Annotated in this window: 23 protein-coding genes; 4 read left to right on the forward strand and 19 right to left on the reverse strand. The window is 45.5% G+C overall.

The genetic code is table 11. The annotated features are described in order from the left end of the window. Positions 1-202: 202 nt before the first annotated feature. From MUG84_RS18665 to MUG84_RS18690, 6 genes are all read right to left on the reverse strand, one after another. Positions 203-1594 (reverse strand): MATE family efflux transporter, encoded by a 1392-nt coding sequence (locus MUG84_RS18665; protein ID WP_244727535.1) that lies wholly within the window; start codon positions 1592-1594, stop codon positions 203-205. A 240-nt stretch (positions 1595-1834) separates the two neighbouring features. Next, positions 1835-4420, reverse strand: a complete 2586-nt coding sequence (locus MUG84_RS18670) for a glycoside hydrolase family 84 protein (protein WP_244727537.1) — start codon at positions 4418-4420, stop codon at positions 1835-1837. A gap of 160 nt (positions 4421-4580) precedes the next feature. After that, positions 4581-5606, reverse strand: coding sequence for an LLM class flavin-dependent oxidoreductase (locus MUG84_RS18675; protein ID WP_244727539.1), 1026 nt, complete (start codon positions 5604-5606; stop codon positions 4581-4583). 16 nt (positions 5607-5622) lie between these two features. Further along, positions 5623-5859, reverse strand: a complete 237-nt coding sequence (locus MUG84_RS18680) for a DUF896 domain-containing protein (protein WP_244727541.1) — start codon at positions 5857-5859, stop codon at positions 5623-5625. Positions 5860-5907: 48 nt separating this feature from the next. Next, the gene (locus MUG84_RS18685; protein ID WP_244727543.1) at positions 5908-6390 is read right to left on the reverse strand and encodes an RrF2 family transcriptional regulator; all 483 of its coding nucleotides are present in this window, start codon (positions 6388-6390) and stop codon (positions 5908-5910) included. Positions 6391-6487: 97 nt separating this feature from the next. Continuing rightward, on the reverse strand, positions 6488-7234 hold the full coding sequence (locus tag MUG84_RS18690) for an SGNH/GDSL hydrolase family protein (RefSeq protein WP_244727545.1): 747 nt from the start codon (positions 7232-7234) through the stop codon (positions 6488-6490). 380 nt (positions 7235-7614) lie between these two features. Here MUG84_RS18690 and MUG84_RS18695 point away from each other — a divergent pair, with 380 nt between their 5' ends. Both MUG84_RS18695 and map read left to right on the forward strand, forming a co-directional pair. Next, positions 7615-8199 (forward strand): TetR/AcrR family transcriptional regulator, encoded by a 585-nt coding sequence (locus tag MUG84_RS18695; protein ID WP_244727547.1) that lies wholly within the window; start codon positions 7615-7617, stop codon positions 8197-8199. 7 nt (positions 8200-8206) lie between these two features. Beyond that, positions 8207-8953, forward strand: coding sequence for a type I methionyl aminopeptidase (map, locus tag MUG84_RS18700; protein ID WP_244727549.1), 747 nt, complete (start codon positions 8207-8209; stop codon positions 8951-8953). Between the two features lie 563 nt (positions 8954-9516). Here map and MUG84_RS18705 read toward each other — a convergent pair. The 4 genes from MUG84_RS18705 to MUG84_RS18720 form a co-directional block, all read right to left on the reverse strand. Further along, positions 9517-9744, reverse strand: a complete 228-nt coding sequence (locus tag MUG84_RS18705; RefSeq protein ID WP_244727552.1) for an XRE family transcriptional regulator — start codon at positions 9742-9744, stop codon at positions 9517-9519. Between the two features lie 452 nt (positions 9745-10196). Further along, a complete protein-coding gene (locus MUG84_RS18710; protein WP_244727554.1) occupies positions 10197-10685 on the reverse strand; it encodes an anthrone oxygenase family protein in 489 nt (162 codons plus the stop codon). Beyond that, the gene (locus MUG84_RS18715; RefSeq protein WP_244727556.1) at positions 10682-11524 is read right to left on the reverse strand and encodes an SDR family oxidoreductase; all 843 of its coding nucleotides are present in this window, start codon (positions 11522-11524) and stop codon (positions 10682-10684) included. The genes MUG84_RS18710 and MUG84_RS18715 overlap by 4 nt, the downstream gene beginning before the upstream one ends. A 49-nt stretch (positions 11525-11573) precedes the next feature. Continuing rightward, positions 11574-12008, reverse strand: a complete 435-nt coding sequence (locus tag MUG84_RS18720; protein ID WP_244727559.1) for a MarR family winged helix-turn-helix transcriptional regulator — start codon at positions 12006-12008, stop codon at positions 11574-11576. Positions 12009-12086: 78 nt separating this feature from the next. Here MUG84_RS18720 and MUG84_RS18730 point away from each other — a divergent pair, with 78 nt between their 5' ends. Further along, on the forward strand, positions 12087-12977 hold the full coding sequence (locus MUG84_RS18730) for an NADP-dependent oxidoreductase (RefSeq protein ID WP_342346131.1): 891 nt from the start codon (positions 12087-12089) through the stop codon (positions 12975-12977). Between the two features lie 74 nt (positions 12978-13051). On the opposite strand, the gene MUG84_RS18735 is transcribed toward MUG84_RS18730, so the two are convergent. The 9 genes from MUG84_RS18735 to MUG84_RS18775 form a co-directional block, all read right to left on the reverse strand. After that, on the reverse strand, positions 13052-13381 hold the full coding sequence (locus MUG84_RS18735; RefSeq protein ID WP_244727563.1) for a hypothetical protein: 330 nt from the start codon (positions 13379-13381) through the stop codon (positions 13052-13054). Positions 13382-13955: 574 nt separating this feature from the next. Next, entirely contained in the window at positions 13956-15596 is a 1641-nt protein-coding gene (locus MUG84_RS18740) for an alpha-L-fucosidase (protein ID WP_244727565.1), read from the reverse strand. Between the two features lie 415 nt (positions 15597-16011). Then, positions 16012-16170: a hypothetical protein gene (locus tag MUG84_RS18745; protein ID WP_244727567.1), complete on the reverse strand. Its 159-nt coding sequence runs from the start codon at positions 16168-16170 to the stop codon at positions 16012-16014. A 144-nt stretch (positions 16171-16314) separates the two neighbouring features. Beyond that, entirely contained in the window at positions 16315-16791 is a 477-nt protein-coding gene (lspA, locus tag MUG84_RS18750) for a signal peptidase II (RefSeq protein ID WP_244727569.1), read from the reverse strand. A gap of 23 nt (positions 16792-16814) precedes the next feature. Further along, positions 16815-17885, reverse strand: coding sequence for a sensor histidine kinase (locus MUG84_RS18755; RefSeq protein ID WP_244727572.1), 1071 nt, complete (start codon positions 17883-17885; stop codon positions 16815-16817). Beyond that, on the reverse strand, positions 17882-18583 hold the full coding sequence (locus MUG84_RS18760; RefSeq protein ID WP_244727574.1) for a response regulator transcription factor: 702 nt from the start codon (positions 18581-18583) through the stop codon (positions 17882-17884). Before MUG84_RS18760 ends, MUG84_RS18755 begins: the two co-directional genes overlap by 4 nt. Before the next feature lie 13 nt (positions 18584-18596). After that, positions 18597-19370, reverse strand: coding sequence for an ABC transporter permease (locus MUG84_RS18765; protein ID WP_244727576.1), 774 nt, complete (start codon positions 19368-19370; stop codon positions 18597-18599). 13 nt (positions 19371-19383) lie between these two features. Beyond that, entirely contained in the window at positions 19384-20157 is a 774-nt protein-coding gene (locus MUG84_RS18770) for an ABC transporter permease (protein ID WP_244727578.1), read from the reverse strand. Then, a complete protein-coding gene (locus MUG84_RS18775) occupies positions 20154-21077 on the reverse strand; it encodes an ABC transporter ATP-binding protein (RefSeq protein ID WP_244727580.1) in 924 nt (307 codons plus the stop codon). The genes MUG84_RS18770 and MUG84_RS18775 overlap by 4 nt, the downstream gene beginning before the upstream one ends. A 788-nt stretch (positions 21078-21865) precedes the next feature. Between MUG84_RS18775 and MUG84_RS18780 the strand changes: the two genes are divergently transcribed. Continuing rightward, a partial coding sequence (locus MUG84_RS18780) for an IS110 family transposase (RefSeq protein WP_244727582.1) occupies positions 21866-22725 on the forward strand: 860 nt, incomplete at its 3' end.

Below are 22725 nucleotides of genomic sequence, written 5' to 3' on the forward strand. Positions count from 1 at the left end.
ATCAAATATTCATTTGATTATTATACTACAACAAAGCCTCAACATAATCAAATATACATTTGATTATTATTCTAAAAAAACGAATGAACGGTTGCGATCCGAGCCGGCTGCATCAGTTCCAACTTAAAAACCGAAGCCCGTTCTTTTCGAACGGGCTTCCTCCCACATGCTTATTTTCTCCATTTTACATCATGGCTCGGATTCAGGTCGCCACATTCTCCGATGAATCTAACGGCTTCGTATCGGTGTTAAACGTCCGGATCCATTTGTAACGGTTCACTTTGACAATGGCGACAAAGCACTTCAAGATCTGGTCACACTTCAGGCATATAAACGTAATTAACGGCGACAGATCAAGCACAAAAGCACAGATCGCCGAAGCAGGCAGAACCACAAGCCACATGAAAATAAAATCATTGTACAGCACGAACTTCGTATCTCCCCCACTGCGCACAATACCAGTTAAGGCAGGCATCTGGTAAGCTGTACCCACCACGGTGATCGATAAAACCGTCATGAAATGCACAGCCAGCGTTTTCGCTTCATCCGAAATCGAATACAACCCCGTGACATAATCCTTCGTAATGAAAAGCACGAGTCCGGTGACCACGCCTATACATAAATACAACATCTGCAACGTCTTACTATAGGTAATGATCTTGGAGACATGGCCTTCACCGATCGTTTTGCCGATCATGACGGCTGTCGCACTGGCCGAAGCATACGTAATGACAGTCACGAGCTGGAAAACAGTCGTAGCTACGCTGTTCGCCGCAATCGCTGACTCGCCCATATGCCCTAAAATCGCAGATTGAGCGCCCATTGCAAAGGCCCACAGCGCATTAGCCATTAAAATCGGAGAACCGATGCGAAGGTACTGTCTGAACAAATTCATGTCGATCCGATAAAAATCCTTCAACTTAAGCTTTAGCGTATGGTCAAAGCGCTTGATGAAGATGATCACAATAACGGTTTCGATGATTCTCGCAGCGAGTGTGGCCGTCGCCGAGCCGCTAACCCCCATCTGCGGAAAACCGAAATGGCCATAAATCAGCACATAATTTAAAGACACATTAATAATCAAAGTGGATAAAGAAACGATGAACCCAATCCGAACAATCTCCACGCTCCGCAAGGATGCGAGCAGTACATTCGTAATGGCGAAGAACACATAGGAGAAGCATATAATTTTTAAATACTGCGCACCTTCCTGAATCACCCTCTGCTCATTAGTAAACAGTGACATACAGCCTTCCGGGAAAATAAACACAACCGCCCACATCACGATACTGACGAGAAGCGCGATCCGCATTCCGATACTGGCAGCCTTCTTCACGGATTCTAGGTTCTTGGCACCCCAGCTTCGCGAGGACAAAATCACCAGCCCTTCTGCCGCTCCCATCACCAGCATCTGCAAAATGAACTGGATCTGGTTCGCCAGCGCAACGCCCGACAATGCCGATTCACTGTACCCGCCAAGCATCAAGTTGTCGGACAGATTGACACCTAAAGTGATGATGTTTTGTAGTGCGATCAACAAGGTCAGCCTGAAAAAGCTCTTGTAAAATGAGGTTTCCCTTACCCATAAGCTCATAGCATTCCTTCTTCTCTCTTTAGTCAGATTTTTTTGGCGACGCAGCATATGCTCCCTACCGTATTATGTATATTCCTAGTTATCTTTCAAAAGCATACCATAATCAAGGTAAGCGGTTGATATATAATCCCGGGCGAAACTCACAAAAAAATTCGGCAAAAAATACAGAAAGCTATGCCAAAAAAGCCCCTCCTTGGCGTATCTACACCAGGAGAGGCTTAATGATCGATCGACGTTTTTTTATGCCATTCCTTTCGACGTTCTTACGCTAGGCAGAGCATATGTGGATGTTCGTTCCACAAAAATGCGTTTCCCGTCAACAGCTATTTTTTCGAATACGATGTCCTGACCGTCCACTGCTGCCGCTTCTGATACCGCCAGTGGCGTATCCGTATCCAGTGAATTGTAGAGCGTAATGATATCGCCTTTTTTCACATGATGGATCGTTACTTTTCCGGATTCCTCGAGTGAAATATCCGATAATAGCACCTTTTCCGAAAGCTCCGGATAACGTTCGTCAAACAGCTCGAATGCATAGATGCGGGTGCGCCCGCTTCCTTCGATGCTCAATTGTGTCGGTTCCATGATTTGCAGCCGGACGTATCGGGCAGTTGCTTCCTGTGGTAGAATCCTGTTGATGACATCGTCTTTATTGCCAGTGATCTCATCAATCAGTTTGAAATGTTCCCCATCTTCGCTAACAAGGATTTGCGCATGCATGGTGTTCCAGTATTTCGATTCCTTGGCTTCCGGATGTCCGCTGTTAACGATCCGGTATTGCATAATGGTCTTCAGCTCATTCAGATCAATGGTCAAGTACGGCCGATGTTCCCTCGTACACCATTTGCCGCTGCTGATCGTGCCGTCAATCGCCTTCGAGCCATTTTCATTAACGCTCACGCTGCTTGAAGCCTCTGCTGTGACTCCCAAAGATGAGAGAGCAATGTTCTTTCGCTGATATCCCAGTACTGGCTCCGGCTGTTCCGTTTCTGCTTTCACAGCGGTGAGAACAATCATGTCAGTAATAAAAGGCTTAATGATATGCGTACCCACATCCACGGTATAATCAAAAGGAAGCTCTTCTTTCAGCCGGTTTACTTTGCAACCTTCCATGGCGGCAAGATGTTGATGTGCTTCTTCGTTGTGCTGATCCATACTCAGCAAATCGCCGCGCAGGAGCGCATTTACTGCATGAAGGGCGTGCTGACCCGATTGTGCCATCAGCTTAAAGGCTTGAAGAAATGGCTTCAGCTCGTCGACCAAATTGCTGTTCAGGCAATGCTTTTGAATGCGGTCCTCTGCAAGCTCCATGCGTTCGAAGTGTTCAAGCAGCCTGCCGGCAAGCGCGGAAACATCCCGTCCAGCCTCCATTCCTGCTTTCAATTCCAGTAGATCCTCTTTCAAGTACCATGACTCGTCAAAAAGAAAATCTCCGCTGACGCCTCCGTTAACATTCACATAAGAGCAATTGGATGCGAAAATCTCTAAATCTTCCGCAACCTCAGGTGCCAGAGCTTTAAAGGAAGCCGTGAAGCTGATATCTGTATCAAAAGCATCCGTATTCCAGTTATGATCCGCTATGCAGAACAATGCCTGCTTTGAGGCCTGCGCCTGATTCATGGGATTTGCGAAAAATCCGTTCACATTATTTAAATCGGAGCTCAAGTTTTCAATTTTACCCATCAGAATTTTGGAATCACAGTAGTCATTCACCGGATAGTTCCACCATACAGAGAGGTTGCGGTCTGATTGGATTTGGCGCATTGGCGCATCATATTGCTCCCGGGAGATATTAGACATGGTTGCAGCACCCGTCCACATGATTTCAACGTCCTGATGCAGGGTTTCAACAAAAGTCTTAAAATAATTCGTCATCGACGGGCCCCATGCTTCACAATATCTTGTACCTACCGTGATCAGCGGACGGACATCCCCTTTGGCCTTAACAAATTCGGTATCAATCCGGTTGATAAAGTCTGCCTGCTGCTTGCCATCTGGAATGCCGACCAGATCATCGAACAAAACGCCAAATTGGCGCACCCCGAGACTGTACAGCTGCTCCAGTTTCTTGAACGCAGATTGAAGATCTTCTTCGGAAGACAGGTCAATCGATTCACCCGGATGGATGGTCCATACGAAATTCAGGTTGTTGGCATGTCCCGTAGCGGCCAGCTCGGCGATTTCTTTTGCCTTGTCATCTGGATACAAATCTCTCCAATTCTTGCGATGATAGGGGTCATCCTTTGGAGCATAAATATATGTATTCAGCTTCTGTTCACCGCCAAACACCATCAGATCCATACGGTCCTCATGACTCCAGGGATAACCATAAAAGCCTTCGATATAGCCGCGATAAAGGATTTCCGGATAGTCCTCGATTCGGCAGGTTTTCAAGGTGCCGCTTTGAGACTGCTTCAGCATGTGGGATAAGGTTACCACTCCATAATGAATGCCGTCACTGTCGCTGCCAGCAATCACAATGAGCCCATTTGAGCGGCCGTCTACAGATAAAGAATAACCTTCTCTTTGCGTCACCAAGTGTATATCATTAGCGCTTATGGACTTTAAATATTCTGCTTGATCATTTGCAGCCAGAACGATATGAGACTGCCCCTCCGTAAATTCATCTGAGATCGTATATGTAAAACCGGCTTTGTTTAAAACCGCCTGCAGCTTAGGTAACGTAGCTTCCTTAAGAACTGATTTGACTACAATACTAATGTTTTTCGTAAGCTGAACTTCTCCCCCCCGTGGAATGACAGTTTGAGGAACAGGAAAAAGTTCATACAAGCTATTGTCGTGTTGCTTCGAATTTTGCAAAGTCATGTGCCCTCCTATTTACTATCATATTAATATATCTATTATATCAATGAAGTCTTTCAGCTGGCTACGTATTTAATTAAAGACATTAGCATGATTAACAACAAGACCGGTCAACGGATATCCCATTACCGATCTTGTTATTTGTATTAAAACTCAAAAGATATTATTGTTTCATTCCTGTTATCTCAGCTACGATTTCATAAGAACGCAGTCTGGCGCTGTGATCATAGATTGCAGAGTTAATAATCATCTCATCCACCTGAGTTTCGTCCAAAAAGGCTTGCAGCTTCTTCTTCACCTCATCCGGACTTCCTATAATCGAAGTTTTCAACTGATTCATGATGATAATTTTTTCCTGTTCGGTCCACAGACCTTCCATGGATTTGACCGGCGCAGGCATCTGACCCGGATTGTTGCGGATTAAGCTCAGAAACTGCTGCTGATAGGAGGTTGCAAGATATTCTGCCTCCTCCGTCGTATCTGCCGCGAACACATTGACGCCAACCATCGTATACGGCTGATCCAATACGCTGGATGGCTGGAAGTTATTACGGTATTGAGTCAAAGCTGGTACCGTATACTCCGGCGCAAAATGGCTTGCAAAAGAAAACGGAAGCCCCAGCTTCGCAGCAAGCGCAGAACTGAAGCCGCTTGATCCGAGAAGCCAGATGGGAATATTCTGTCCCTCACCAGGAATCGCCCGTACGCGGTTAAACCTCGAATCCGGATCTAGATAGGATCTAAGCTGTTCCAATTGTTCCGGGAACTCCTGTCCGTTAGCCCTTACGTCACGCCGAAGAGCCATGGCTGTCAGCTGATCGCTGCCTGGAGCGCGGCCAAGCCCGAGATCGATCCGACCGGGATACATAGCCTCAAGCGTGCCGAACTGCTCGGCGATGACAAGCGGCGAATGATTGGGCAGCATAATGCCACCGGAGCCAACCCGGATTTTGCTTGTTCCGCCTGCGACATATCCGATCACGACAGAAGTAGCAGAGCTCCCGACTCCCGGCATATTATGATGCTCAGCCAGCCAGAAACGGTGATACCCACACTTCTCTACATGCTGCGCCAAATCCAGTGTATGTTTGAACGCCTCTCCTGGCGTACTGCCAACCGTGATTGGCGCCAGATCAAGGACGGAATAGGTGATATCCTTAAGCTGTTTATTGGTTTTACTAGTTTCCATATGCTGTACCTCGCTCTTAGTGAAGGAGCTTGCGGGCTTCTTCATTCTGTTTGATACGGATTTTTTCGGGAGTCACATCATTTCCCAAGGGATCTACGACCTTAAGTCCCGAAAAGGATTTGAGCACCTGCCCGCGGATCTCACGGAGGTAATCTTCGCGCAGCACCTGCTGTTCCACGCGCTCCGCATTGGTTAATCCTTCTTCACGTTCTTTTTTGGCTAATTCATTAATCCGCGCCAACATTGGGATCATCTTATGACCTCGTTTCTATACGTTATTTTCGACTTTAAAAAGGAATGATTAAAAGACCATTTTATCTTTTACCCATGCTTGCAATGTTTCCAATTTATGCGCAAAACGGCCCGCCTTCATTTCTTCCGCTAAATATGCGACCGTTTCTCGTTTCAGAACGGATTTATAGGCGTCTTCCGCTTCCTGCATCAGATCGGATAATAGACAGCATCGGTCCTCTTCACATAATTCAAGCATATCGTTCAAGATTCCGCTGGAGGAGTATAGGGTCTGTTGTCCTTCTATAGCGAGGTAAACATCGAAGATCCGAATATCCTCGATTCGCTTTTTCAGCTTGAATCCGCCTTTCATGCCGGGTACGGAAGTGATGAGATCCGCACTGACCAGTTTTCTTAACAGTTTTTGAAAATAGGTAGCGGATACCCCGAGCTGCTGGCTGATCACTTCACCTGGTAAAACGGCCTTTTCGGGTAGCATGTTCAGTAACAGAATGGCATATACGGATTGCTCAACACCCGTTTTCATGTGCATAAATCGTTTCACCTTACCTCATTAGATATAACCTGGATATTAATTGTCCGCTTTATACAGTATAGTCTATCCAAAGATTAAATCAACCCCATTCTTATTAATACAGAAAAAGACCGGCACAGGGCATCCCCTTTACCGGTCTTCGCATACGGCCTTCACTTGCCGCATACCAGTCTACTACCGTTGCATTGCCGAATTCATTAGAAACTTCTGAAATATCACGATTAACGGTATCCTGCCATTTTCGAGGTACACGCGTATTTACCAAAATGATCTGCTTGTCCTCTCCGAGCGAATGAAGCAGATTCCGTAATAGCTTCTTGTTAAAAGACCCGTTGGTTCCCAGTTCGATGATAATTCGGTCCCCTAATCGCCCTTGGGCTTTCAAGCGTTCGACTACATCCGCTGCCTGACGCATCTGTCGGCCGACCTTGCCGTCCACGACGATGCCGGGAAGCTTTTTTTCCAAAAGGGGCGCCGCGTCCAGCATAACGGAATCCCCGATGGCGGTAATGCCTTTGCCTTCATAGTGTGTCGAAACCGTTGCCGGCTTTTGGAATTTCACCGCTGGAGTCGTTGTCTCCTTGTCTTCGTTGACTTGAAGCGGTTTTTCCGGCTCTTTCTGATGTGTGAACATCTCGTTTTTGCTCTCTTCGTAAGGCGCTTCATTTTCTTGTTGAACCACTCCATTCAGTACCGCATCCGCTTCGACAACGCGATCGACCGGCTCAGGAATATTCAAGAAGTAAAGGCTGCAAGCAATCAGGATCAGAGGAACAATAGCGGTAAGAACAATAGGTCGAAGACGTATTCTCTGAGCAAAAGACGGCTGATTCCGTTTCATGCTTAATCCTCCTTTGCGTCATGGCTTTTCAATATAAATTAAGTAGGAATATGCGATAGCGGCCCAAAACTTTCGAAATATAATATTTTATGAGAGATAAGCCACCAATTATTCATATAAAATAAAAGCTATGTTAAATCCAAATGTTGATATTTGACCATAAGAAAACCGCCTTAGTGAAAAGGCGGATTATTGATGCTATCGTTTCCCCTTAGGTTAACGCCAACGCTCAGTCTACAACTTTATTATTACGGTCAGTTCTTTATTGTTCAGTACTTCATTTTATCGAACACCAACAAATCTTTTGCATTTCTCCACCCCATGCGTTACAATTTTTATATTGACAAATTTGCAGGTCTATATAAGGAGGTTAACACGCTATGAGCCCCCGTACCAAAGAACAAAATGAGCTCATACGCATCCAGCGCAGAGAACAGATTCTGGACGTCGCCGCGCGCTCCTACTTTCGCACGGGCGGCAGCTTTGATATTCGCGACGTCGCCCGCGAGGCAGGGCTTGGTTACGGCACAGTATACCATTATTACCCCAACCGGCATTTATTAATAGAAGATGTGTTAGGAAGCGGCTTCGAGCGATGCGAGCAAGTTATCGCAAAATGGGCGAACATCAGCGGCAGCCCCCCGGATGACTGGCAGTTGTTAATGTATTGTAAAGCGCTGCTCCGGCTGTGGCAGTCGGACGCCCGCGCATATCTCGTCTACAAAATGGCGGCGGAACATTATGCAGGCTTGCCTGAAAGGGATCGACACCACGCCAAAAGAAAATTTATGGAACGGCTGTACGTTCCACTCCAATCGATCGCCCAGTGCGAAGATGACAGCGTCGACCATATGCTTGCCGTGCTGGTCGGTTGCTGTGGGCTGCACTACTATGCGGGCAATTCCGACCTGGACGTCGATCGAATCGCCCGACTCGCTATGCAAGCTATTACGAAGGAGTCCTGATACGAACATGGTCATTTTAAAAAGCAAGCATGAAATTGAGGCTATCCGCAAGGCATGCCAAGTGGTGGCTGAATGCCATCGTACAATCGCACCGCTTATCAAACCGGGTATTACCACCAACGAGATTGAGCGCATATTCGAGGACATTATGTTGAAGCACGGCGCAAAGCCATACCAGAAAGGCTATAAGGGCTATCAATATGCGACCTGTGCCTCCGCCAACGATGTGATCGCACATGGCTTCCCTAGCAATAAGCCACTTGAGGAAGGCGATATCGTGACGATCGACACGGTCGCTGAGCTCGATGGCTGGCTCGGCGATTCGGCCTGGAGTTATGCGGTCGGGCAGATCTCGCCGACGGCCGAGAAGTTGATGCGTGTCACGAAGGAATGTCTTGACCTGGGCATCGAGCAGGCGCAGCCCGGCAATCGACTCGGCGACGTGACGAGCGCGATTCAGCGGCATGCGGAATCACACGGTTTCGGCGTCGTGCGCGACCTTCTCGCCCATGGCATCGGCCGCGACCTGCACGAGGAGCCGACTTATATGCATGTCGGCAAGCCTGGAAAAGGCCTCCGTATCAAGGAAGGTATGGTGTTCACGATTGAGCCCATGATCACCGAAGGCACCTACTTCATGACAATCGATCCGGACGGCTGGACCGCACGGACGATGGATAACAAGCTCGCCGCCCAATACGAGCATACGATCGCCATCACGGCTGAAGGTCCACAAATTTTGACCGCGCAATAGAAAAATTAGAGGTCGACCAATGAAATGGTCGACTTCTTTTTTTCGTATTCGGCATAGCATCTTTCTTTATTTTCGTTACAGGTGATCATGTAAACGATATCCCGTTCCCATCTTCAAGCCGAAGCAGGTTCGGGGACAGCGTGTCCATAGATCTGATGAGGCTTTCAACTGCGGTCCCATTCCGTTAGCCTGCCAGTTAGCGCAACGCGGCTGCAGATCTATGCCGGCAGCCGCTTAGTTATTTATTAAGCTATAGTGTCCCGACAGTTTAAACATCAAAGCAAATCTAGTCATCTTTCTTTATTGATAAATGACTCTGGGGAGCCTGTCACCGATCGTGTCCAATGAAAAAAAACACGCGCTACGACTTGCTTGCGACGCAGCGTATTATAGGACCTACAAATGCAGATACGCTCGGCTATGTAGTGAACCGTTTGACATGGAAGGGTGCGTATTTCGATACACCCAGATTAACGGTCGCCATCTTAGGATCAAAGTTGATTAGCTTGTACTGATTCATGCTTTCCTACATGACAAGAACCCGCACCTGGAGCAGGTTCTTGTTATTTTGATATCGGTACTAGCGGAATTAATTCATACAGGGCGCGTACATCGCAACCGATGGAGTCGGCGATCGATATGGCGATTTTGAGCGGCATGACTCTTTTGTTATCCATAAAGTCGGAAATTCGTTCCGGTTTAAGAAGCAATTCTTTTGCCAGCGATTCCACTGTTTTTCTGGATTCCAGAAGTCGTTCATGCAGCAAGCAGCGTCCAAGCTCAAATTTCATGAAGAAATACCCCCCGTGTGCAATGATATTCAACTATAAGTGTTGTCCATTTTCAGTATGGATAACCAAGACTTTTGGCGGTAGCCACCATCACTAACCTGCCAGTTAGTATAACGAAAAAAAGCAACCGATCGATAATCGGCTGCCTTCTTGTTACTATTTAACTATCGGTGTCCCGTTAGCTCAACAAAGAAGGACGCTCCCGCGCCTTTGCGTGGGCTACGTCCTCTTCATTATATTTCATTTCCAATTAATTAAAGAACATACGCGGGTAGCATGTAGTGCTTTAAAAGGTGCCTTATCCTAGCCTAAGCACTAAGAAAATACTATATTTTCTCAGTCTACACCTACAGCTTTATTTTCCTAGTCTGTTAATGGTTTATTTTCTTTTAACACCATTCGCTTCATTTGCGAAAGAACCGTTTATCTTTTTTTCCTATTTTCGAAATCGCTTAACCGCGAGCTGCCGATATGAGCGCAATGATGAAAGAAGCAAGTGCAGCTAAGGATGCAAGCGTACGTACAGTATTCCATGCTGTCCAACTGACGACATAACGCGACCAGAGGTCAGCCCCAGCTGTACTGCCTGGATCAACGGCGGCGAGCGCATCATTCAATGGCACATTGAGTACTGCCGTTACCATAAAGCTGATTAGATATAAAAGACTGCCGATGAACAGAGCCTTCGATCCTGTCTGACTCCATCTAGCGAGAGAGACGATCGTGAGTACAACACTTGCTAAAGCTGTTCCGAAAAATACGAAACTAAACCAAAAATTGAGCACGACGACATTAATGGATTGCATGGCATTAATCCCTTGTGCTGCAGGGATGCGGGAGAGAGCTGTCATCACGAATGCCGAGAAGGCGAAGAATATTCCGGCAATCAATCCGGACCCCAGTGCCGAAGAAAAAGTTAACAAAGTTAGAAAATCTTTCATTTCTGCGTGGCTCCCCAGATGCCAGCAGCGGCCACTTTCTTCGCATAGTCAGCAAAATCAAGCGGTTCACGACCAAGAGATACCTGAACACCATCCGTCAGATGCGCGTTACGACCGTCCAACACTTGAATGAATAAATAGTTCAGCAGTGATATAACATCTTCCGGTAAACCTTCCTGCGTCAGCGCTGACGTAAACGACTCCGCGGAAATTTGCACATACCTAACATCCTGCCCGCTCGCATTAGCAATCTCCCTAACTGCTTCCGCGAAGGTCAGCAAACGCGGCCCAGTCAACTCGTAAAGCTTGCCGATATGACGATCATCGGAAAGTGCCGCAACGGCGACATCCGCAATGTCATCCGCATCGATAAACGGCTCCTTCACATCGCCTACCGGCAAGGCGACCGTACCGCTCAGTACAGAGTCGAGCAAGAAGTTCTCACTGAAGTTTTGGCTGAACCAGCTCGCCCGCAGGATCGTCCATTCAGCCCCTGAGTTCTGCAGTGCCAGCTCACTAAGCTGTGCTTCTTCCTCACCTCGGCCTGATAAGAGTACCAGCCGCTTTATCCCGTTTTCCACTGCCAATCTGGCGAAAGAACCAATTGCATCGGCTGCCCCTGGCACAGCCAGATCTGGGTAGTAAGTGATATAGACTGCTCTAACATCGTGAAGAGCCGCTTCCCATGTAGACGGGTTCTCCCAATCAAAAGGCACTTCACCGGAACGAGACCCGATGCGAACTGGCAATCCTTGACCAGTCAATCTTTCCGCCACACGACGTCCTGTCTTCCCTGTACCGCCTAGAACCAAAAACTTTTCCCCTGTACGAATATTCATAAACATCCTCCTCGTAATTGTTTGCACATACAATTTTTTATTGAAGAACCTAGCCTTTTTCAATAAACTCCAATTGTTCACTTGCCTCAAAGATCTGTAAAGTTAATTCATCTCCTTTCTTTTCACCCAAAATATCATTGTAATTGCTGCGAAGATTCGTCCAGCACCGTTGAATCTCATCTACTAATGCTCTGCCTTTCTCTGTCGACGATATTAGCGACATCCTCCCTTCCACACGGTTAACGATCACGCCTTTAGCAATAAGCTTTTCGATTAATCGAGTCACCGTTGAAGGCTGGAGGTGAAGAATCTGCGCGATCTCTTTTTGCGAAATACTTTCTTTTTCATACACGGCCATCAGCAAAAATGCAGAAGTTGGCGACAATCCTATGGTTGCAAATTCCCTTTCCGCCATATTGGTAATGACCCTGCTAAGACGACTCGCGGTAAAATACAGACATTCTTTGAAAAATATCTCAAGCATTTTTCTGCCTTCTTTCTGGGTAAAAGTAATTAAAGTTGCTTGCACACACAATTATAATAAATATCCCAATAAATGTAAATCCATTTTTTTACATCACTTACTTTAAACTGTTCTGCCTTTCATGCAGGAGAAGTACTTGTCAAAATCCATTATGCAACTGTTATCCCTCTCGACTGGAAAATTCGCAATGGATTGGTGCAGGCCGTTTTCCCAAAGACACTTCCCTACATTCCAGGGTTTTACGCATCCGGCATCGTCGAATCGGCAGGTTCGGAAGTGACTGAATTTACTGCTGGCGATCGCGTCTTCGGAATCGTAAATGGAGCCGATGCGGAGTATGGCATTGCGCCGGTGAATGAACTGGTGAAAATGCCGGACGGTCTTTCTTTCGAGGATGCAGCCACGATCAGGGCCGGCGCCGAGACAGCGTGGAAAGCCTTGTTTACCGAAGGAGAGCTGGAAGCCGGTCAAACTGTCCTCATTCATGCCGCCGCTGGCGGCGTAGGTCAATTCGCCGTTCAGTTGGCCAAATGGAAGGGAGCCCATGTGATAGGCACCGCTTCAACCTCTAACATCGACTTCGTTAAGTCTTTGGGTGCGGACCAAGTCATCGATTATACCACGACGGCTTTCGAAGATGTTGTCAAAGAAGTGGATCTGGTTGTCGATTCCGTTGGAGGAGATACCGAGAATCGATCATGGGCAGTTCTGAAGAAGGGCGGAATTCTCGTCTCTTTGACGCAACCTCCATCCCAAGAGATCGCTCAAAAGCATGGCATTACTGCTAAATTCAACACCAAGTTTCCAACTAAAGCGAATCTGCAGACAATAGCACAATTAATTGCCGACGGTACGATCAAAGCAGAGATCGATTCCATATTCCCGCTAAGCCAAACTAACAAAGCGCATGAGAAAAGCGAAGCAAAACATGGCCGCGGTAGAATTTTGCTGCGTATCAACTCTTTCTGATTTCAATTTCTAAATGCCATCCCAGCATAAAGACCCCTTTATCGAGGGGTCTTTAGCCATTTCTAATATACGGTTCACCACAGTAATCTTGAAACTAATCTGCCCGTTAGCGGAGCGAACGAAATAAACGGCTGCCATTTGGCAACCTTGATTCCGCTATTATTCCCGTTTAAATAATCCAAATGTTGATTCTTCTCTAAAAGGGAACCACCACATTGAAGGCTACCATTAATCATCGCTCTTATTATTAACGGATAGCTCTTCGTCGAACATGGCTGCGCGAAGCCCGTCAATGGTGAGGCTGTCAAGACGATTGCCACCATCCAACTGATCAGCAACATCTGTCGTTGCCACCATTTTTTCTTTTCGTGCGGGTTACCTTTCTCTAATAAGAGCTGCTTCATGTTTATAACCTCCTTAGGTTTGTAGACACATTATAGTTCTTCTATGTCACAGGACTGTCACGGAAATAAAATCTTATGAATCATTTTAGCGTGGAGAATGCGTGCAGCAAATGGAAGAATACGGGGTTCTAACCTCCCCCTTTATTTCCTCGCACCTTCATATTATCCTGGTCTTCAACTAGCTTTCTCTAACTATCTTTCCGTATTTCTGGCAAGGGCGAAATCCTGCGCATAAGCGAGTATTCGTGAGAAAACTAAATCGTACCGAGGGAGTTGAATGACAAATTACTTGGGCCAGCCGCCCCATATATCGAGTTTATTTCCATCTGGGTCATAGGCATAAAAATTAAGACCACAGCCAAAGGGCTACTCATTTTTCAACAGCTTTGTGGTTCACACCGATGCGCGCTCTATCCCCCGTGGGCTCCTTGCCGTTTTTATAGGCTTGTACGGCTTGATGCTTCTCCTCTTCAGTAAACTCCCCCACAAAAATACACCCCACTTGTTAGATGGTGTCTAACAAATGGGGTGCAGTTCAATTTATCCCCGTGGTAGTATGCTTGGTTAAAACTTCTTACTTTAAAATTGCAACATCATCAACACTCATAACGCTGCCAACGCAAAAGTCTACAACCTTGAAAGTTATACTAGAAAAAACACCAGCACAAAATACATCTTGAGGCCATGGATTATTTAACATATTGCCAAATTCTCCGCTACATTCTTTTACAGCTTTGCCACTTTCATCTGCAAAGATAATATGATATTTAGAAACTACATTATCAATTTTTGGTAAATATTTAATTCCACGAATATTTGTTGGATTATTAAAACTTAATACAATGGTGCGAGAATCAACTTTTTCTGCTTTATCAGGTTTAACATACTCAGTTTCAACTTTTTTGTCATCGGTATCAATTGATGGCTCAAAGAATAAACCGAATCCGCAAAGCATTGGTTCAGCTTTGCAATTTGTAATTTTAACTCGGAATTTTGTGGCACAAATAGGTGCAAAACGTATAAGTCTTTTGTGTCCTACTGATTCAGCAGAAACAACAGGTTGCCATGCTCCATATAAAAATGCTTCCAATTCCCATTTAATAATGCGTTGCCCATAAACTAGATCTTCACTAAGCTCAACCACATTGCAATTGCCTGTCTTAGACAAGTCATAGTCAAAATACCAAACTGTATCTTCATTGTGATTTGAAACAGTAGCATCTTGTGCTAAATTGTTATTGAAAGTGGCATCAAAATGCGCTTTAAACTGTTTGAGTGCAGCCACATCATTTTCATGAATTAATCCTCGGCGATCTGGTGGAAGATTAAGGTTAAATGTGGCACCTCTTCCAACAGAGTGAAAGTAAAGGTCAATCAAATTTTTTAGAGATCTCACTTGGTCATCTTCTGTTTCATGGTAAAACCAGCCTGGCCTTATAGAAACATCGCACTCTGGTATATGAAATTTATCGCCATCTATATTTCCAGAATTTAGATTATGTTCATTTGCTACTCCGGGAGCACAACCATTATCAAAAATCGTGTACCAACAAGGGTTTCCGGCTACACCTCTCTCATTGCCAACCCATCTAACATCTGGGCCAACATCGGAAAATATCACTGCATTTGGTTGTAATTCTCTCACTATTTGCCATGTGTTTTCCCAGTCATAATAAACAGTGGGATCAATTTTGCGCTGTTCATTTGCGCCGCCATACCAACCGTCTCCACCATTGGCACCATCAAACCAAATTTGAAAAATTTCGCCATATTGTGTTAACAACTCTCTTAGCTGTGCACGATAGTAGTCAATATAAGCTGGGGTGCCATAGTCAGGGTGATTTCTATCCCATGGAGATAAATAAACACCAAATTCTAATCCTGCACGTCGACAAGCTTGCGACAATTCTAAAACAACATCACCTTTTCCGTCTCTAAATGGGCTGTTCTTTACGCTATGCTCGGTGTATTTACTTGGCCATAAGCAAAATCCATCATGATGCTTGCATGTGAGAATAAGCCCTTTCATGCCAGCAGCTTTTGCTGTTGAAACAATTTGGTCTGCATCAAATTGTGTTGGATTGAAAATAGATGGAGATTCATCTCCAAACCCCCACTCTTTGTCGGTAAAAGTATTTAGTGAAAAATGGATAAAGCAGTAAAACTCACGATCTAAATGTAATAACTGTCTACTTGTTGGTAAAATTAGTTGCATTCATTATCCCTCCTTTAAAATTTATCTTTTTTATCCGGTTAAATCCAAAAATACTATTTGTCATATGTGTTGTAAAATCGTTTTGACATTTTTTTACTAGATAAAATGTATCATATAAAAAACAACTTTTTCAACGATGATAGGGAGTTTTTTGTGTCTGAAATTGGTGGTTTGTTCGATGAATTTATGTAAGATTTGAAAGGGACTGCAGCAAAATATACTACCTTTATAGAGGCATAATGGTGTAATTCCATTCTCCTTCCAGTCAAATTACAGTTATTATGATGCCACATGATGTCACAAACCTTTTAGTTATTTATTGAACTAACGTTTCCCGTTAGCGTAATGATGGTCACTTAAATATCGAGGCGTACAAGCCAATTAAAAAACCTATAGCAATGATGCAAACAATGAATTAATAAAAAAACTTGAGCCATCTTGGCATTGCATTGAGGTCCGCTCTTTTGTTTGGCATTCCCATAATCTTATGATAGTGGTCAGTTGCATTATTGAGTGATTCAGCAACTGTAGGGGATTCATCCTCTTGTATATCGCTTTTTTCGCTCTCACTCATCGCAATACACCTCCACTTTATTAGACAGTGATTCTCTACAATAAGTTTCTTCTTTACTTAAAAGCAGCCCCTGTACAAACGTTCCCAGCTAGTGTAATGGTTCAAGCCGAAAAACCACTAAAATTGACCTGCTGGCGTTAACTTTTATTTAACCACTTCCTTCAATTCTTTATCCTTATTACGTGACTCTTTCAAAGAATGAATCATCACAATAATGACACCAATGCATAAGAAGGAATCAGCTACATTAAAAACAGGGAAGTGGAGAAAATGAACTTGAATCATGTCCACAACTTCCCCTTTAAAAACACGGTCAATAAAATTGCCCAGCGCTCCGCCCAATATAAGGGCTAAGCCATAAGGCAAGATCGTTTTTTCACGGTGCGCTTTGGGCAAATAGAGCATAATTCCGATAAGGACAACGGTCGTCGCGATAATAAAAAATGTGATTTGTCCTTGCAAAATGCCAAAAGCAGCCCCTCTGTTTCGGATGGATGTAAGCCCAAGAACTCCAGGTATTAAGGGGATTTCTTGTCCGATTTTCATATAAGTCGACACAAGCCATTTTGCCGCATGGTCCGCAATAATCACGCACAAGGCTATAAAGTAGTAACGAAACACGATATGAACTCCTCTCCCGTTCTTCAATCCTCTTTGATAACCGGCAATGTCAAGTAAAACTCGGCACCTGTCCCCGGTTTGCTCTGCACCCCAATATGACCTCCATGCTCTTCTACGATTCGTTTGCATATAGCAAGACCTAATCCGGCTCCCCCGAACGCACGGGAACGCGATTTTTCTCCTCGATAAAAACGTTCGAACAAGTATGGAGTATCCTCTTCGGAGATTCCAATCCCATTGTCTCTGATCACAATCCGAATCCATTCCGCTTCGTCTCGAGTCGAAATTGTCATTTCAGCGGGATTACCGGCATATTTTTTTGCATTTTCGATGATATTTTCAAACACCTGCGCCATGCGATCGCTATCGACTTGAATAGGTCTGGAGGGAAAGGGCCGTTCGACAGTCAATACAACAGAAGCATCATGAAACTCCATTTCGAATGGTGCTATCATCGCTTCGAGGAACTCTCGGCTGTCTAGTTCCCAAATGTCCATCACCAGTTGTCCTGACTCTAATTGCGAGAATTGAAACAGATCTTCAATCAAGCGGTCAAGCAGATCGGTTTTGTTTTTGATAACCGCAAGATACCGGGTGACCTTCTGCTCATCCCGGGCTATGCCGTCCTGCAAACCTTCGACGTATCCGCGAATGGATGTAATCGGTGTCCGTAAATCGTGGGAAATATTCGCGATCAGCTCATTGCGGGACCGTTCGTAAGCAGCTTGCCGATCCAAAGATTCCTTTAACCTGGCTCGCATGACATCGAAAGCGGAACTGAAACGGCCCATCTCGTCATTGTATCGATTTCGAATTTCAACATCCAAATTGCCATTCATAATCTGTTCCGCGGCAGCATTCAATTCCTTAAGCGGCAGGAGGATACGTCTTGTGATTACCAGCGCTAATAGATAAGCGCATAAAACAAACGCCACCGCCAGAAAACCGATCAGGAACATGAAGTTTATTCCAATAGCCCCTTCGATTGGATCCGTATGCTTTTCTCGGACTCCGGAAATGCTCATCAAAACAGCAGGAACGATGATGATCACGGTCAGCGTTGCGATCAGCTTGAAGCGAATTCCGAGCTTCATCGCGGACCACCGTCAAGCTTGTAGCCGACTCCCCACACCGTTTTGATCATCGTCGGATTGGCGGGGTCGACTTCGATTTTTCCCCGGATTTTCTTAATATGAACGGTTACGGTATTCAAGTCCCCGCGTTCGTCGAGTCCCCATACATGCTGAAAAATTTGTACGCGAGTCAGTACCTGATTCGGATGAAGGGCAAAAAAACGAAGCACATCGAACTCCTTAGCCGAGAATGGGACAGGTTGATTCCGGACCGTCACTTCATAAGCCTTAATATTAAGCTCCAGATCTTGATATCGGACGATTTCCGATGTCCCCACAGGAGACAAAAGCTGATTGGCCCTTCTGAGCTGCGCCTTGACCCTTGCGATAATCTCGCCTGGACTAAAAGGCTTAACGACATAATCGTCTGCACCGATCCCTAGTCCGATAATTTTATCCACGTCGCTTTTCTTAGCGCTAAGCATGATGATCGGTATCGACGATTCCGATCGGATCGTGCGACACACTTCCATTCCGTCAAGCTTGGGCAGCATGATATCCAAAATCATCAATTTCGGCCGGTATTCTCTGTATAGGTGTATCGCCTCTCGACCGTCGCTGGCGATGATGACCTCAAAATGTTCTTCCACCAGGTAGTCTTTTAACAATTCGGCGATTTCTTTCTCATCTTCCACGATCAAAATTCTGTCAAACGACACAGGTTCACCCCATTTAAATCAAAATATCTTTCTTCCTTATCATCATAACACTACCCGCGTATAGAACACCAAAATAGACGATGATGACGGCCAAACCGCCCCACAAGTCTATCGCAGCCATATCGTGTAGAGGAAGAAAGGGAATGACCCGCATTTGATAACCGATAAAAAAATCTCTAACCTGCGGGATTCCCTCGACAAGCGGAGAAACAGCTAAAAGCACGAGAGCTGCTCCGATGGAACCGCCTGGATTTGTCGTCAGCAAGGCTACAAAAATAACGATCATGCCGAACGCAAGATTAGGCGGCACAGATAGCAGAACGATTTGGGCCACAAGCCGGACCCCTTCGCTAAATGTATAAAAAATTTCGTCGACAACTGTTCGTTCCCCCCACCCAAAAGCCAGAGTCCCGATAACATAAGAGGAAAGAACCAGAAAAATAAGCAGAACCGCCACAACGGTGAACATAGACACGATTTTGGCATGAAGCAGATCCATCCTGCTTACCGGGCAAAGAAGCGAATTTTTTAGGTTGCCGCTCCGGTATTCCTCCGCAATGGAATCGGCCACCAGGATCGCGATCAAAATAGGGATAAAAAATGTGCTGTTATGGAGTACGATCAATGGAAACGACTGACCATTAGGCCCGAAGCCAGTGAAACCTGCTGCTTCCCGATATATTTGAAAAACAGCCGATATTTCCACAGCGGTCAGAATAAGCATGGACAAATACAGCTTTTTCTGCCTGAACACTTTGAAGAGTTCGCATTGGATAAGCTTGCTCAAGGAGCGTACCCCCTTACAGGATGAAATCTTTTCTCTTTATGATGATTGCGCTGACGAGATAGAAAACGGCGATATATCCGGCAATCACCGCGATGTTTTGAGCCGCGGCCTCCCCGTTTATCTGATAAACATATTCATGAAAAAAATACATTTGGTTCACAATGGAATAAGGTTTGAGCTGCTCGAAAGCATTCAAGTATTGCGTGGCGGTCAACACGCCGATGGATAACCCGATCGTTGTGCTTATGTTCGTCGCGGATACGGCAATGAACATCACAATCATTCCGCAAGCCATATACGGCAGGAGCATGGAGAAGGACAGGCGAAGCGTCAACCACACACCTTCTGTCTGCGTATACAGCGATCCGGCATAGAGTGTTTGTTCGCCCCAACCGAATGCGAGCGTTCCGATCGCGCATTCCGCTGCGATGGAGAAAACAAGCAGTACCGTCATGAATACGAATAAGGAGACGATTTTGGCATTGAGCCATTCGATTCGCTGGACTGGACGCAGTAACGACATTTTTAACGTGCCGGTTTTTACTTCGCCTGTTATCAGGTCGGCAACATAGATGGGAATAAATACGGTCATAAATTGAGCCATGCTGTTCAGGAGCGTCAGCGGGAGAGACTGACCGTTAGGCATCAGAATCACCGACTTCCATTCCCCGCCTGCGTTATAGAAATGAACGGTTAACCAAGCATGAACGGCCAGGATAGCCATGAAAATATAAAGTTTTTTTAATCTGAATGTTTTGTAAAACTCGTTTTGGATCAGCCTGATCACGGCTCGCCACCTCCTTCCGTTATGTCGAAAAAGAATTGCTCAAGCGTCCGAGGCCTGCGGCTAATGGTTCGAATGTGAACGCCGCTCGTCATGAGCAGTTGATTCAGCTTGAATGAGCAATCGCCGTTCGTTCGGACGATGAGTTGGTCTTGGGAGCGCGAAACGGAAATGACCTCGGATGCTGATCTTAGAAGCTGCTCCGCCTTGTCCGGTTCCGAAGTGACGATCTCTACTGTTTCCTCTCCCGAAGCAAGCAGCTGCCTGACCTCACCCTCCGCAATCAGCTTACCTTTCCTGATAACCCCTGCCTTGGTGCATATTTGTTCGACTTCATGAAGCAGATGGCTTGAAATCAGAAAAGAGATCCCTTGCTCCGCCGCGAGCTGCGCGATCAACTCCTTGATCCCCTTCATTCCTTGCGGATCCAGTCCGTTCGTAGGTTCGTCCAGAATGATCAGCTTCGGACGGTTCAGAAGTGCACCCGCAATGCCAAGCCGCTGCTTCATGCCAAGCGAGTAAGTACCAACCTTGTCTTTAGCCCGATCGGACAGTCCAGCGATTTCAAGCACTTCATCGATCCGCTTCCGGGTTACCCACGGCAAAAGGTTCGCCGTCAACTTGAGATTATCATAGGCGGAAAGATACGTGTAAAAAGCCGGATTCTCAACAATGGCGCCTACAAGAGAGATAGCAGCCTTAAACTGCGATTTCAAATGAAACCCGCCAATCCTAACCTCGCCGGCATCGGGATGGACGAGACCCGTTATCATGCGGATCGTCGTTGTTTTTCCAGAACCGTTCGTGCCGAGGAACCCGTATATATCCCCTTCCTCAATTCGAAGATTCAGACGATCCACGACGGTCCTGGAACCGAAGGTTTTCGTCAATCCCCGTACTTCCAGCAGTATCTTGTTTCCCATAAGCTTTCCCCCCCCCGAATATCCTTCGATGATAACCTTGCCTTTCATCTTAACCACTGAAAATTAAAAGCTACCTTTATAAAAATAAAAGTTTGATACTGAAATGATTAAAATTCGATAAAGTGTATTTCAGATTTACCGTCGTTGGTAGTACGTTTAGATAACTTGCACTGGTGCAGTTCGTCCCGTTCATGCACTAGGAATGAAATATGTTACCTTGCAAGAAAATTCTTGGTTTCTTGACGATCCTGCTCATTTCATATCTGGGACGAATGCATTTCGATCATTGCACAGCAAAAAAGGGATATCTCAACAGTCATTGAATAATGACCTTGAAGGTCCCCTTTTTAGCCTAAGTACCACTATAAAAATTCAAGTTCAAACTTGGTTAGATTAAAGACTAGAGCGACATTTCAAGATTAAGCAAAATTGGGCCGGAGCAGACCTCGCCTTGATTTCGATCGCAGGTGCTTATCGTAAGTTGTGGTTTCTAGCTTAGAAGGAAACCCTCTCCTCAAGTAGCTCATTATAACTATCCTGCCCGTTCGTATTATGAGGTCACCAGATCTTTCTGGTGGACCTCATTTTTGTGTGGTCGTAAGATAGCGGTAGCCGGGGATCGAACGTTTCTGCCCGTGGGACTTGGATCCCGAGAGCTATTCTGTTCATCCCCCCTACTTGTTTAACCATGGTTAGACTGGTTGGGACGTTGATCCCGCATCACATGCGATAGTGTGGAAGACAAGAAGGTTAGGGGTTGCCGGTGAAAATACTACAGGAGTGATGTCATGAATCCAGTCATTGGTTTGGATGTGTCCAAGGGAGAGAGCCATGCACAAGCTTTTTTAAACCGTGGAGTACCTCACGGGAAGATCTTTAGATTTAATCATGATCTAGAAGGATTATCGTCTTTTCTTAATTATGTTAGAGCAGTGGAATCTGCTGCAGAGATGAGCCCTTGCATTGTAATGGAGGCAACAGGACATTATCATAGCCCTGTTGTTCAGTTTCTTGATGAGCACCAGTATCTGTACATCATCATTAATCCGTTAATCTCATATGAAGCAAAAAAAACTAATTTGAGACGGGTCAAGACGGATGCTGCTGATGCCTATCAACTTGGGGCGCTGTTCTATAAAGAAGAGTTTGAACCCATCAAAAAACGAGGTCAGCATCTCATGAATTTACGCTATCTCACTCGTCAGCATGAATCTTTAACGGGTATGTATGTTCAAGTGAAGCTGCAGTTCCAGGCTATTCTAGATCAGGTTTTTCCTGAATACCATGGCGTGTTCGGTGACCTCTATTCGAAAGTTTCGCTTCGATTTCTAGCCTTACATCCAACGTCTAAAGAAGTCCTGGATATGACTGTGGAAGAGATTACAGCAACAATAGGGCGCCTTACAGGACGCGGTAGATCTGCTTTATGGTGTTCGGAGCACGCTCAAATCTTAGTAGCAGCAGCAAGGCGAAATCCCTTTAAGGAGACGGATTTTCCAAGTCATTTGATCTCCATGCAGCTGCTCATCAAATTGCTTCTTCAATACCAGGATCATCTAGCAGACCTTAATAAATCGATAGAGACCCTGGCTGAAGAGTTACTTGAATATGATTTAATCCAATCGATACCCGGTATCGGCACTAAAAT

It is taken from the genome of Paenibacillus mangrovi, from assembly GCF_022898935.1.
Lineage (GTDB): Bacteria > Bacillota > Bacilli > Paenibacillales > Paenibacillaceae > Paenibacillus_AQ > Paenibacillus_AQ mangrovi.